Genomic DNA, 14277 nt, shown 5'->3' with positions numbered 1-14277 from the left:
TTTTGAGGCTATGACCTCGTGCGCAACCCCATCGTACCGAGGCGCTCGTTTTTATGCAAAGAGCAAATTATTTGTTTTACAGGAATTCTAACGGGCAGTTTAGTGATGGTGGCTACCGCCAAAAGTCTTGGAATCCCTTTAAAGAAGAGAAATACACTTAACATCAAATTTTGGTTATATCGATTTAGAAGAGTTCTACTAGTAAGTCATAAGTCCATCTCCATTTTTCTTCATAATCGGTTCTAAGCGCCGATTTTAATTCCGTGGAACAATTCAAAAAACGGCCGCTGTTCGCATCGTTTGCGACAGGGCCGTTTTTTATTTTTCGTACGCTAGCTTCAAATTGCTCGGCTTTTCATTTTTTGAGAGGCTGTGAAGTAGTATGACCCCTGCAAAGAACAGATTGGGTAGCAATTCGAAGCTACTTGAAGAAAACAAAACCACTCAAAACTATTAACATCTGGAAACTGATGCGAACAGCGGAACTTTTTTATGATTGTTCCACAAAAGAAATGGGACTTTGGGCGAAACAGCAACTGCCGGCCTTCATTAAGGAGAATAATTTGGTTACGGCGCAAGATGCGCAAAATGCGCTGAAGAACCTGTTTGCCGAGACGATCCAGGAGATGCTGGAGGCGGAAATGGAAACGCATCTGGGCTATGAGAAGCACGATGTGAAGGCCAAGGAGACATCAAACAGCCGGAATGGCAAAAGCAGAAAACTGTGGTCAGCGAGTACGGCGAACAAGAGATCTCCGTGCCACGCGACCGCCTTGTCGAGTTTGAGCCACTCGTGGTGAAGAAGCTCATTGTTCAGCGAAGCGACTCAGAAGCCCATTCGGTATCAGGTGAGGATCGGTTCACAGCAACCATCGACTCTCTGAGCCCTCATGATCTGATACGTACTTGCTCTTCTTCCACATCGTTCATCCGCATTCCCTGACAACGATCACTTAATAACGGCTTGCATGCACTATTTTTGCCAAACACTCATAGGGTCCCATGGCTTGATCTGATTGCCATATTTTCCGGTCAAAAAAGCTTTCATGTCTTCCAGCTTAGCAGGCACCTCGTTCCAAATTGGAAGGGGTGGTAACCCTCGTTTGCTTTTCAATAGGATATCCACTGTAACATACAAGCGTTCTGGCTGAATCCAATGAAGAAAGCGGGAAATATCAATTTGCTTGGTCAGGGACAAGGAATCAATTTCGTCATTGTAATGCTTGTTGAACTCGCTGATCAGATTCAGGAGGTAGTCTCTCTGCTCCTTCACGAAGTCCAGGCCGCAGATGGCGCCATGTCCTGGAACAACGATTTCGGGTTTAATTTCATCAATAATGCGATCAAGCACTTTAACCCAATTGAGGGTTCCCTCTTCGCTGTATGCCGTACAACCGTTAAACACGACATCGCCGGCGAACAGCACTTTTTCTTTTGGCATCCACAGCAGCAAGTCACTGTCAGAGTGGGCCGGAGCTACGTTGTAAATCATAACTTCCGTATCGCCAAGACGGATGTTGATATCGTCCTTTATCTCAATATTCGGGAGCACCCATTCTACGCCTTCCAGGTCGAATCCTTCAAATTCCGCTGCAAAAAACCGCTCGCCCGAAGTCGATTCCGGAGACTCCTTTCCTCTTCTAATGACGCTGTCCATCCAGGCGATATTTTCGGTGAGACGCTCTCTGGACGCTTCCTTGTGCATAATAATGCAAGCATCTTCAAACACTTTGTTTCCCCAGGCATGGTCGCTGTTATAGTGCGAGTTCACCACATATGCGGGAGAGCCGCCGTTGCTTACTTCCATAAAAGCCTTCCGCATTTCCCGTGCATGGAACAAATCGAAGAATGTGTCATACACCAGCCCTTCACCCTTGTTGATGAACCCGGCATTGGCCCAACTGATCCCGCGATACGGCGAAATACCGGCAAAGACGCCATCTGCGACTTCAAAAAATTTAACGCGAGGTTTTTGGATAATACGTCCATACTTCATAAAAATTCTCCTTTGCGTATATGTTTTTGGGGTAAGGCATACTGACTATGTCTTTATCATATAGCATAGAACAAATGCAAGCAAGCACTTGCATGCATTTGTTCTATGCTATATGATAGTAACAGAACAACATCACACTACATGGATGGAGGAGCTGCAACATGAAGCTAGTAACCTTTCAAGCCAAGACATCCCAGGAACCTTTGTTTGGGCTTGTAATTAACGAGAAATTTGTCGTGTCTTTTGCCGCAATCATGAAAAAGCAGGGAACATTCATTGACAGTCTTGAAAGTATAGACAGCTATCTTCATTATTTGCCGGCAAGTTATGATGCCGCTAAGGAATTGATGCAATATGCTGTTGAACAGTCGCATCAATTCAATGAAAATGAAATCTGCCCGATTGCAGCGGTAAAACTGCTGCCGCCGGTTCCGAATCCGGCTGCGCTTATCGATTTCGGGCTGACGCCAAGACATCTGAGAAATGCTGGCGTAAATCTGTTGCAAAGAGAATATACAGGGCCGGAAAGAGAAGAGCTTAAACGAAAAATTGCTGAAAAATTCCAGAAAGATCCGAATAAAGTAACTTTCAGTTATTACAAGTGTAACCATAATGCATTAATTGGCGATGGGGATACGATTCATTGGCCTTCGTACTCTTCCTACCTGGATATCGAGCCGGAGCTGGCCTTTGTTACAGGGAAGGGGAACTGCATTGCAGGTTATGTTATTTTTAACGACAGTACTGTCCGCGATGTGCAGTGGCCGGATTTCCAGGCGCTGATCGGACCGACGCGCTGCAAAGATTTTGATCGCAGCAAAGGAATAGGACCATTTCTGGTTACGCCGGATGAAATCGACAACCCGCTGGTACTGGATGTGGATGTACGCATCGGGGAGAGACTGCACTGGAAGGGAAGCACATCCGAGTATTCTGCACACCCTGCAAAAGTGATGGAGGAGGTTCTCAAAGTTTTCACGCCGCTCCCGGGCACGATTATAGGAATGGGGACGATACCGGATTGCTGCGCAATCGAGACCGAACAATGGCTGTTACCCTCTGACCGAATCCAGATTACATTTGATAAATTAGGCACGCTCACGCAATTGGTGCCTGATCATGTCAAGATTACGGAACCAAGCCGCTGGGAAAAAAGAAGCGATTTGCCTTAAATAAACGTTTATGAAAATGATGAACCCCGACCCTGCTGCATATGCAAAACTTGTAGTAGAATAGGTTTAACATATGCAAAAGGAGAAATACAATGCAAACATCAGACAGAATCATTGAAGCCGCGACACGGCTCATCAAAAAGAAGGGCTATCGGGGAGTAAGCACCAAAGCCATTGCAACGGAAGCTAAAGTCAATGAATCTACGATTTTCCGGCAATTTGGAAGCAAGCAAGGCATATTGGAAGCCATCATTGAAAGACATTCGGATATCCCGCAATTTGAGAAGCTGTTAAAAGAGGGCGCGACCGATAATCCGGAAGTCGATCTGCTGAATGTAAGTCAGCAGTACCGTTTGTTTTTCCATAAAAATGCGGACATCATTTTGATTGGCATCCGCGACAAAGGAATGCTACCCGAATTGGACAGAGTGCTGGCCGATCCGCCGGTGAAGCTGCACTCCTTGCTGGTTGAATATTTTGAACGCCTGCAGAAGAAAAAAGTTATAGCCAGACAGAATGAGCGTCTTGCCGCCATGTCTTTTCTCTCGATGTGCTACGGATTTCAGATGAGCGAGCTGATTCACCGGCAATATCAGTCCCAACTCGTCACCGAGGAAGAGTTCTACAAGCACAGTGTCTCATTGTTTGTTAAAGGAATTTTGTCTCAGTCATAAGCTTTGTTGATTTATTTAATGATAAGTTTAAACTTATTAAGTTGGAGGATATTTATGAGTAATAATAAAGAAAACGTAATACTCTATATAAGATTTAAAATTAAAAGTGAAAAAAAGGAAGAATTCAAAGAACTATTATCTGCTAATATGAGAGTGATGGAACATGAACCAGCTTTTGTAAGTGCCGTTCTTTCAGATGATATTGATAATTCAAATGAGGTTACTCTTTTTGAAATCTGGAAAGGAACAAAGGAAAGTTGGCTAAAAGAAGAACTTCCTAAACCTTATAGAAAAACATATGAGAATAAACTTGTGGATTTAATCGATGAAAGAATAATTAGTTATCTTACACCAACGAATGAGTGGAGAACTAATTTAACAAACAAATAGATAGATTAATTAATAATTTAAAGAGTGACTTGTCTAAAAAACAGGTTGCTCTTTCTCGTTTTAAAGAAAGGACTGAAACAGAGTCTGTAAACTATATTTTGTAGTCTCCCATACCCACTCTTTCTATTGCAGCCATTATTGTGATACGTTAATTAGTTCTTACCATGCTATAATTCTGTGGATGTTATTGAACTAACGGGACACGCTAGTTTAATAAAACAGCGGTAGTCTAAGACTATATTTTCTGGTCTAAGGCTGCCGCTGTCTTTTTTGTTGGAGCCAGTCTAATACTTTATTTTCTCCTGACACCATGAGTCTTTCTTTCATGAGTACTGTGAGAGTTCAAAATCTGTATTTTATCCTACTTTCATGTCTCCGAATCCACTACATATCCTCATGCAGGAAAATTTCCGATATTTGTTCCTCCGATATCACCTTGAAGCCTTCCTTTTTCAGCAAAGCCGAGGTCACGCCATTCCCCGCTATTTTCCGGTTTTCAAATGACCCGTTATAAATGGCGGCTGATCCGCAGGATGGACTGTTTTCTTTTAAAACAATAAGTGTAGCGTTAATCTCCTTAGCTATGTTCAAAGCTTCGTATGCACCTTTAATGTACATCTCACTGACATCGTTGCCCGAGGACTCAACCACCTTGGCTTTACCGTTCAGTACATCCTCCCCCGTCCCGTCCACAATTTCAGCAGGCGGTCTCGGCGTCATAAAGCCCCCCAACAGTTCAGGACAGATGGTCATAGCCTTCTTTTCCTCTACCAACTTCTGAATATGTACGTCCAAGCTATCCGTCCCGTTATACCGCACCTTCATCCCTGCCAAACAAGAACTTACCAAAATCATCTGCTTCCACCTCATGTCCGTTGCTTTTCACAACTTAAGTCATTTAAGTATAATCAAATTTTCTCATAGAGTCATCGTACGAAAAATAAAACTTCCTTCTTCCATATCAATCAGGGTGCTTCTTCTACCGTATGACATTAAAAATGAAAAAAGCGAAGCTGCTGCCCTCTGTGTGTTCACTACAGGTTCTGCATAAACACTTTGTACGGATAAAATGGCAGCCAGCAAAAAAAACAATAAGCCCTCTTATCATTGCACACCTCCATATTCTGTTATTTGTCTATAGAATACGATTTGAAATGTGGAGGTGTGTGAAAATCTTACTTTCTATCCCCATAAATTGTTGCGGAGCAGTTTTCGGAGTACAGGCACGGATGGGCACCTGCCCACATACAATAAACAGATCACAAGCCCGGTAAGGTACCATAAACCGGTAAGTTCGCAACTACCTCAGGAGGTGTCAACCGTGCCCGGACTATTTAGCGCTATCGCTCTGTTCATCAAGGAATTGACGCTACTCGTCTCTTACGTGAAAAACAACGCCTTTCCGCAGCCATTGACTGAGAAAGAGGAAGCCCGACACCTGAAGCTGTTTGCCGAAGGCAACGCGCAATCCCGCAACACACTAATTGAACACAACCTCCGATTAGTGGCTCATATTGTGAAAAAGTTTGATAACACCGGTGAAGATTTGGAGGACCTGATATCCATCGGCACCATCGGTCTGATCAAGGCCATTGAAAGCTTTCAGACCGGGAAAGGCACTAAGCTGGCAACGTTTGCGGCCCGTTGTATTGAAAACGAAATTTTAATGCATCTTCGCTCATTGAAAAAAACACGTAAAGACGTATCTCTCCATGATCCTATAGGGACCGACAAGGAAGGTAACGAAATTACTTTAATTGATATCCTCGGCACCGAGGCGGACGATATTGTGGATAAGGTACAGCTCAAAATAGAGAAGAGTAAAATCTATCGTAACCTGGATATTTTGGATGAGCGTGAAAAAGAAGTGGTTATTGGTCGATTTGGCCTGGAAGCCGGGGGGGAAGAACGTACACAACGGGAAATTGCCAGAGAACTGGGTATTTCGCGTTCGTATGTATCCCGCATTGAGAAGCGAGCGTTAATGAAGCTGTACCATGAATTTTACAAACAGAAGGGGTAATGGGTTCCGCTTAAATAATAACTATTTTGCTATGTATTTTCATTGAAAACGCAAATAAAAGCCTGTAGTGGTTTTCTACACTACAGGCTAAAAATGCTTGATATTATTGGGTATTTTTACTTCGTCAGGACAAGCTCCTCCGCTAGTTGCTCTCTTGGATTGAATTTATTTTCCTACATACTCATCCAAAAAGCGATCTACTCTTTTGAAATATTCAGTGGGGTAATGGTTGATGGCATCGATGTGCTCCGTATTTTGCGGGTACCATACTTCTGCTTTTGGGTTATCTTTTAAGGACTCGTAAATAATTTCTGTATTTTTATAACTAATTTGCTGATCTCCAGTACCATGAATGAGCATAACTGGCTTGTCTTGCATCTTTTTTACCGCATCCATAGGAGATATGGAATCAAGATCAACCTTAAAGGCCCAATTTGCCATCCATGTCGATGTATAACTGAATGGAAACGCAGGTAAACCTGAAAAGAAGGGCAAACCCTCTCTCAGAAATAGACCAGCATTACGAAAAGGACTATCCGCAATTACAGCTTTGATGTCATCACTTTCACTTGCGGCTAGCAAAGAAGTAGCAGCACCCATTGAAAAGCCGATCACTCCAATGTTATCACCCGTATGGTTTCTGGATTTTAAATAGTCTACAGCTCCCAGCAAGTCGTATTTTTCATTGAGACCCAGTGTAATCAAATTACCATCGGATTTACCTTGCGAGCTGAGGTCAAATGCCAATACATTGTAGCCTTTCGGAACGAAATGCTCTACTAACTTTGGGGTCCGCCCTTTGACTAAACGATTGCTCGTATATCCATGGACGACAATAATCGTCTTATTATTTGCTTTACCAGAAAGACCACTTGCAGGGAAGAAGGAACCTCTAATCGTATTATCATTTTTCAAACTCTTGAACTCGACCTCTTCGTAGGGAGTTTTATCGATATTCAATTCGTAGCTGACGTTAGTGTCTCTAGGATGGTGCAACAAGGTGTCTACTACTTTATAAGATATAAAAAATACAAGAGCCATCACAAGCAAAAGCACGATCCCTAGGCTCCATAAAATTTTCTTTCGTTTTTTCACACGAACGTTAAATGTCAGATCAGGTTGTAATGATGTTTGACTCATTCAGACTCCTCCAGTTTATCTTTAGGTTGTATGGGTGCGAACAAATACAAGGCATGCCCCTTCAGATTTTCCCACTCGGGATGATGAATAATACTTTCTCCAAGAGTTAAGCCCACTCCATTAAAGAAAGAGATATAGGCACGAGAGATCATTGCTGGAGAAAAGCTTTTGTTGAATTCTCCCATTAACTGTCCCTTGGCATAGACGCATTCGATCGCATCTGTCATTACCTTTGTACTTTCAAGGACTTTCTGTGTAAGTTCAGGGAATCTTATTCGTTGTCCTAAGACAGATTGAACAAGCCGCAATTCATTTGTATATAAGTAGATGTGGTTGAATTGTTCTGCCACCATGTTCTTAATCAATACGCCCGGCGTCCCCTCTTGTTGTAGACAAGCAAGCGATTTCGCCTGAATATCAGCAAGCGGCTCAAGGACAGCGGCGTAGTATAAAGCTTCTTTGCTAGGGAAATATTGAAAAATGGTTCCAGGAGTCACTCCCACACTCTGCGCAATGATAGCCGTTGTGGTATTAGAATATCCACTTTCTGCGAACAGGACAACAGCTTCTTCAAGGATACGTTTACGCCGCTCCAGTCTTTTTTCTTCATTGATGGGTCTTGCCAAATGTATTCCCCTTTCTTTAAGCTAAACTTTAATTAATTAAATGATCATTTATTTAATTAATAATGTATCTTAAATTACGACTTATAGCAAGAGTGAATTTATCTTACTTACGAGCAGGATGAACCTCAACATATAAAAATAAGCCGGAGTGCTGCCCAACATGCGCCTCCGGCTTATTTTTATCAGGTTATTTTGGATGAGTACACGTTCCGCCTTCCTTAAATTTGATAAACCATGAAGATTTGGAGGACCTCATATCCATCGGTACCATCGGATTGATCAAGGCCGCCGGAGGTGAAGAACGTACACAGCGGGAAATTGCCAGAGAGCTGGGGATTTCGCGTTCGTATGTGTCCCGCATTGAGAAGCGTGCATTAATGAAGCTGTACCATGAATTTTACAAGCAGAAGGGGTAAAACATGTTAAGCGCAAATATATGAACTGCTTTAGGGTCCCAATAGGGGCCTTTTTCGTAATTATATCGCTTAAACTCTATCATAAAAACATTTGAACAGTTGTTCCATCTTAATGTTAGGAATACGCGGGGGTTGCTTATACTGTATGTGTCGTCATCAACAGCATTCTAGCAATAACTGTATATACAGCCTTGCGCTCATTTGCGAATTGAGGCAATCCAGTGCTATATCTAACCCGGGTTTACTTCCGTCCATTTGAAGCTATGTAGACGACAATCTCTACCTGTTGATGAGTATTGGTGTGTTTTTTCTGGCAGTCGCAATATGTATTTTAATATTAGGTAATATATTTATTGATAGGTTCATATAAATATAAATTATAATTTCAACAATATTAAATAATTTAACTAATGGAGGAAATCCAACATGACAAAATTTAGTCAGAATCCAAACGATTATTCTTTTTCAATTGATCCTGTCGTTATAGCAGAAGAAAATGTTTCAACTAATGGTGATACCAAAAATACTTTTCCAAAAAATATTTTAATTGATAATAATCTTTCTTGGGAAAGCAGCTTGAGCGGTAGAGGTGGAGAAATTGTATTCAAATTAGATGAAGGGAAAACGATTAATGATATCCTCTTGGCTCAGCCAACCTTTAAAGCTTTTATCCTAACGTTTTCTCTTCATGGTTCTAACGACGGAGAAAACTGGTTTAGATTAGGTGCAGTAGAAGCAGTGCCAACTACTGCAAAAACGACTTATCAATTTAGCAATGAGATTCCTTTTCAATATTATAAAATAACTGTACTTTCATCTGGCCTGAATAATACAACAACCTATTATGGTGTACGATATATTCAGTTAAGAACCGCTTCAATCAATGGCGTTCCAGCCTACAGAAATTCCAATTTAAATCCCGCTATTGCGGAATAAAAATCAATGTGAGCATACTGCATCAATTCCTATATGCACATATACAAAAGAGGGGCTGGCTAATGCCACCCCCTTCTTTTTATTGAATTTTTTGAATCATGTTATAAATCATTTCAGCCGCTTCGGCGCGTGTGATTTCCTGTTTTGCACGGAAGCTTCCATCTGGATATCCTTGTACTAAATTAATTTCGGTTAGACCAAGTACATCTTCTCTGGCCCATTCCACAATTTGAGAGGCATCTGAGTAGATATTGCTTTCTTGTTGTGGCGTAGCCTTGATAACGTTGTTCACCATTTTAGCCGCCTGCTCCCGGTTAATAACGCGATCTGGAGCAAATACCTTGTTACTAAATCCACGAGCGACCTGATCTTTAATCGCTGTTTTCAATAGATCAACATACCACGCTGATGGATTGATATCCTCGAAGCTTAAAGCCATATCCGTTTCGAGCGGTAATTTCAGGGAACGGATGAGCATCGAAGTGAACTCCATACGTGTTACAGGTCTGCTCGGCTCAAAAAGGGTTTGGGTCATACCCTTCACTACCCCCAAATCTGCAAGGGCATTAATCTTATCTTTATTAAATGCCCGTTCAATGTCACTAAAGCGATTGGGCTTCGTTTCGACTGAAGGTGCTTGAATGATTGCTGTTTCAGTCAACTCCTCTACATCGGGCCGTATCGGCTTAACAATCCCCCCACCTCCTGCTCCAACGCCTGAGGCTGAGGCTTCAGTACTCCCCGTTGTTTTACCGTTCGCTTGTTTTGCAATGGTACGCTTTCCTTGGCTGTTTTCTGCCCAAAGCTGAACTGCATACGATTGTTTCTCTTTAAGTTGACTCCAAATAAAGCTTCGATCCTTACCACGATATAATTCTGTTTGTCCTTCACTGGTGAGCACGAAAATATCATTTTTGTGTTCTGATTCCCAGTGGATCATAAACTCGCTATTAGTCGTCTCCGTTTTCGAAAACGCAAATTCTGGAGACGGTAACGTTTCTACCTCGCCTTCTGTCTGTTTACCTTCACCGCTTGTGTTAACCGGTTTAACGGTAATACGATACACCATAGAGCTATCCAATCCGTCTACTTTAAAATGGGGCTTGACCGTATCGCCGATAAGCAGACCATTTTGGTACACATGGTAGGTATCCGCACCAGGAGCTTCTTTCCACGTAACTACCAGATCGGTATCTGTTACATCTTTAAATGTCAGCTCATGATCTGGTATTTGGCCTGGGAGCGCACGATACGTAAATGGAGTCCACTCACCTGCGCCCGTTGTATTGACAGCTTGAATGCCGAACGAATACATCGTACCAGGTTGGATACCTGAAAGCTTGATACTAGTATCCTTGGTATCCACGATTTCACCAGTATCTTTCCGAATTACAGCATATTGATAAGCATTTTTGGCTTCATCCCAGTTCAGCAAAATCTGGCCATTCCCTAGCTCTGTGACTTTGACGTTTTGCACTTGAGATGGAAGCGTAAGCAGCTCTTCCCGCACAGGCTGACTGAACCCACTACTATTACCGCTGCTCACCTGAACATCGTATTTTTTCCCACCTTCTAATCCGGATACGACTACACGTGGTTCCGTGCTGTAATAATCCTGGCTATTGATTGTTACTTTATATTTGGTCGCCCCATCGACTGGGTCCCAAACAATGGCAGCATCATGTTCCCGAATATCTACTGCCACAAGTCGTACAACCGATGAAGGTAGCGTTAATGCGTTGATAGTCGTATCTCCGCCTATACCACTTCGATTGTAGGCTCGGATTCGAATATTTGCAGTCCTACCTGCGGGCAATCCATCAAAAGTATAGGCATGGCTTCCCCGGGAAATCCGCACATCTGGCTCATCATTAACATTCAAGATGTATCCGTCAGCCCCCTGCACATCTTGCCAATCCACACTGACAGAATATACATCATTCACCACACTCGCCAGCGTAGTTACCCGATCAGGTAATGTGATGACCCTCAAATGAGCATAATCTCCAAAGCCGGTTGCATTTTCAGCGGAAATGGAATAATCATACTCCGTTCCTGCCTGAAGTCCGTGATCAGCGAATTCAGTATACACATCCTTATAAACAGATGCTTTGTCCCGCTCCAGAGCATAGTATGTCGCCGTGATTACACGATTCCATTTCAAGTCGATTCCATCGTCCTTCACGGTTACATTTTGGAATCCGCTCGGGCTATCTGGCAGGCTTAAAAAAGACACATGCTTGGCCGCACCCTCTCCGGCGGCGTTTATAGCTGATACAGAAACATCGTAAAATTCTCCCGATTTCATCCCCGTAATTGGATTATACACATCCTGTGTAACAGTATCCTTAAATATGACTTCCCCCGTACTAACATCCGTTGCTGTAATCTTATAGTTGTCAGCTGAAAGCACTGGCGTAAAATCAGCCATGATTTGTGCTGAAGTACGAGAAATGGTTCGTAATCGGATCTGATCCGGGGCATCAGGTAACGTTAACACACGAACTCGATTGGAATAAGCATTGCCTCCCACGTGATTACTGGAACGCACTTCATATTCGTATTGACACCCTCCCTGTAGCCCTTTGTCTGTAAAAGAATTTGTCGGATGCGTAACATCCCAAATCTCATTCGTCGTTAAATTCCGGATGGTATAGACGTAACCATCATCAAGGCCCGATGGAAGAGTCCATTGCAGATCGACCTCTGTATTTCGTACGGATGACGCAGAAAGCTCAGCTGGCTGAGGCTGCTTCTGAATGCGAAGTGCTCTGCTGACCGTTTCAGAAATGTTACCCGCCTGATCTTTAACCTTGGCATGAACATACCATTCACCTTCCTTTGAAAGGTTCAACTGAATTCCTGTATCAGCAGTTGCATCCCAATATTCGGGTACATCAGGGCTGTTCGTGATTTTATACTGCATCGTGGGTGGTTCGATCCCCGAATGCTGGTCAGTATATCGTATCCCCACTTGAATGCTCGTATCCTTCCATTCACGCGAATCCGGTGTCAGCTGGATCATCGGGGGTTCCAAATCAACATAAGATGTTGCGAACACCGGATCACTCCGATTTCCAGCCGCATCCACAGCTTGAGCAGTCACTTTTACGATGCCAGAGCTATTTAATACTCCCGATGAACCAGGAACATAATGGCCAGAGCCCATTTGATATTCGTAATGCACTGCTGAAATATCCGTTCCACCCGAAATAGCAAATTGTACCGGCTTATTGGTGTATCGGGTGGGCATCGTCACCTCGGAAAACGTAACCTCCGGGGGCGTTGGCCTGGTTCGATCAATCATGACCGATTGAGTCACGATTGGACTAGGCACGTCCAGATTATTGATCGTTCGTGCTGATAGTTCGTACAGCCCTTCCGCATTTAGTGTAAAAACGCCATTATATGTCTGCCACTCCCCTGCTGAACTCAAACGATACTGCGTCATCTTGATTCCATTTACAGGATCACTTCCTGAATCAATGGCAATATTCACATTGTTGATCGTTGGACCCACCTCGCTAGCTCGGATAGCAGGAGCATTCGGTCCCTTTTTATCAATAGTGACTTCCTTGCTTACTTCTTGGCTCACATTACCTACATTGTCTATGGAACGGGCATAAACCGTGCTTTTGCCATCTTGATTAACATGGAATGCTCCACCATAATCTTGCCAACCTTGATTGACAACGCCCGTCACGCGAAATTGTGTATGGGCCAGCCCAGAATAATCGTCCGCTCCTGGCTGCAATGTAATGGTATAGTCATTACTGTTGCCCGTTGCACTTATGATCGGTGGCGTCGGCGGCATTTTGTCTATCCTGACATTCCCGGAAGAAAGACCACTGTACTGGTTGTTCACGTCTACAGTCCGGGCATAGATTGTATTTACACCATGATCATATACAGTAAAGGGTCCTGTGTACTGTTGAAATGCTCCACCATTTAGGCTGTATTCATAGTATTTTAGCCCTTCAGGTGCCACGTCTCCATTGATCCAAACCGTTACAGGTCCTTTGGTCCACCCCGTACTTGCTTGGCCCTCAGCCCCTGCATTAATCTGGGGTAATTTAGGCATCAGATCTGATTTGGGGATGACACGGACTCCAAACTTGGATATTTCATTACCAGTCTGCTGGTTAGTACCCATAGCTCTAAAATACCGAATATCTTTTAACGTAATAGAGTCTGTGATCTCTACCCATTTCCCTTGATAAGAGCTACTGGCATAAAATTTTGTGACATCGGTCCATGTATATAAATTCGTTCCATTAGGCTGCCAACTGTTACCCGCTGCTGCATTAGATACAAATATATCAGTATGGTAAGACCCTTCGATATAAACAAAAATCTTATAATCCGATGTCTTAATAGATCTTCCAATATCAACAAAACGTTCTGTCGGCTGCACCACACCCTCACACTTATATCTTGCTGAACCCGTACCATTATAAACTTCAGTTGCTCCTATCCCATTTCCTGACCATAACCCCCAACTGTCACCCCCACCAGGTAAATTATTTTGGCAAAAAGGTCCACCGATGATCTCTTGGGTAGCAGCTGATACCCTATCTGGAAATATAGGAAAGGCAGTTAACATGATCATTACAGCTAAAAATCCATATGCCCACTTGCTATACTTCCTTACCTTTCGCTTATTTTTTGGATACATACATTTCTCCCTTGCTTTATTTTATTTTCAAAGAGTTTCACAAACTCGTTTCGGCTAAAATAGAAAAAGCACCCCAAACGAAGGCGGTTAAGCCTAAGTTTGAGGTGCTTCCTCAAAGTAACGAGTATGTTTTGAAGTTATTATACTTCGTTCTAAACGTAATGTAAACAGCACGACATCATTTAAAATTCATAAATGCTTGTATTCCACATTATCCCACATCTCGGGA

General features: G+C 42.9%; 10 protein-coding genes and 2 pseudogenes. 7 read left to right on the top strand and 5 right to left on the bottom strand.

What is annotated here, in order from left to right; genetic code table 11:
- Positions 1–512 precede the first annotated feature (512 nt).
- Positions 513–805, top strand: a pseudogene (locus tag ABH897_RS25675) (transposase); the annotation flags it as partial.
- A 168-nt stretch (positions 806–973) separates the two neighbouring features.
- Here the strand turns inward: ABH897_RS25675 and ABH897_RS25670 are convergent.
- Positions 974–1996, bottom strand: a complete 1023-nt coding sequence (locus tag ABH897_RS25670) for an MBL fold metallo-hydrolase (protein ID WP_283652590.1) — start codon at positions 1994–1996, stop codon at positions 974–976.
- Between the two features lie 161 nt (positions 1997–2157).
- Here ABH897_RS25670 and ABH897_RS25665 point away from each other — a divergent pair, with 161 nt between their 5' ends.
- The 3 genes from ABH897_RS25665 to ABH897_RS25655 all read left to right on the top strand — a co-directional run bounded on the left by ABH897_RS25665 (position 2158) and on the right by ABH897_RS25655 (position 4232).
- On the top strand, positions 2158–3168 hold the full coding sequence (locus ABH897_RS25665; protein WP_404580572.1) for a fumarylacetoacetate hydrolase family protein: 1011 nt from the start codon (positions 2158–2160) through the stop codon (positions 3166–3168).
- Between the two features lie 92 nt (positions 3169–3260).
- Entirely contained in the window at positions 3261–3842 is a 582-nt protein-coding gene (locus tag ABH897_RS25660) for a TetR/AcrR family transcriptional regulator (protein WP_404521490.1), read from the top strand.
- A 54-nt stretch (positions 3843–3896) separates the two neighbouring features.
- Positions 3897–4232, top strand: coding sequence for an antibiotic biosynthesis monooxygenase (locus tag ABH897_RS25655; protein WP_404521488.1), 336 nt, complete (start codon positions 3897–3899; stop codon positions 4230–4232).
- 384 nt (positions 4233–4616) lie between these two features.
- Here the strand turns inward: ABH897_RS25655 and ABH897_RS25650 are convergent, their stop codons facing one another.
- Positions 4617–5087, bottom strand: coding sequence for a 2-thiouracil desulfurase family protein (locus ABH897_RS25650; RefSeq protein ID WP_283657167.1), 471 nt, complete (start codon positions 5085–5087; stop codon positions 4617–4619).
- A 466-nt stretch (positions 5088–5553) separates the two neighbouring features.
- On the opposite strand from ABH897_RS25650, the gene sigK reads away from it, so the two are divergent.
- Positions 5554–6255 (top strand): RNA polymerase sporulation sigma factor SigK, encoded by a 702-nt coding sequence (gene sigK / locus ABH897_RS25645; protein WP_014282571.1) that lies wholly within the window; start codon positions 5554–5556, stop codon positions 6253–6255.
- Between the two features lie 165 nt (positions 6256–6420).
- Here the strand turns inward: sigK and ABH897_RS25640 are convergent, their stop codons facing one another.
- Both ABH897_RS25640 and ABH897_RS25635 read right to left on the bottom strand, forming a co-directional pair.
- Entirely contained in the window at positions 6421–7395 is a 975-nt protein-coding gene (locus tag ABH897_RS25640) for an alpha/beta hydrolase (RefSeq protein WP_404592890.1), read from the bottom strand.
- Entirely contained in the window at positions 7392–8021 is a 630-nt protein-coding gene (locus tag ABH897_RS25635; protein WP_283652595.1) for a TetR/AcrR family transcriptional regulator, read from the bottom strand. The genes ABH897_RS25640 and ABH897_RS25635 overlap by 4 nt, the downstream gene beginning before the upstream one ends.
- 284 nt (positions 8022–8305) lie before the next feature.
- Here ABH897_RS25635 and ABH897_RS25630 point away from each other — a divergent pair.
- Both ABH897_RS25630 and ABH897_RS25625 read left to right on the top strand, forming a co-directional pair.
- Positions 8306–8437: pseudogene (locus ABH897_RS25630) on the top strand (sigma factor-like helix-turn-helix DNA-binding protein); the annotation flags it as partial.
- 426 nt (positions 8438–8863) lie between these two features.
- A complete protein-coding gene (locus ABH897_RS25625; protein WP_283652596.1) occupies positions 8864–9373 on the top strand; it encodes a discoidin domain-containing protein in 510 nt (169 codons plus the stop codon).
- Between the two features lie 79 nt (positions 9374–9452).
- Here ABH897_RS25625 and ABH897_RS25620 read toward each other — a convergent pair whose 3' ends face one another.
- A complete protein-coding gene (locus ABH897_RS25620) occupies positions 9453–14048 on the bottom strand; it encodes a fibronectin type III domain-containing protein (protein ID WP_404592889.1) in 4596 nt (1531 codons plus the stop codon).
- Positions 14049–14277 lie beyond the last annotated feature (229 nt).

Origin of the sequence: Paenibacillus sp. RC73, from assembly GCF_044908085.1 — a bacterium.
Lineage (GTDB): Bacteria > Bacillota > Bacilli > Paenibacillales > Paenibacillaceae > Paenibacillus > Paenibacillus terrae_A.
Note: the sequence above shows the minus strand (reverse complement) of the source record. Positions and strands in the feature narration are given on the sequence as shown.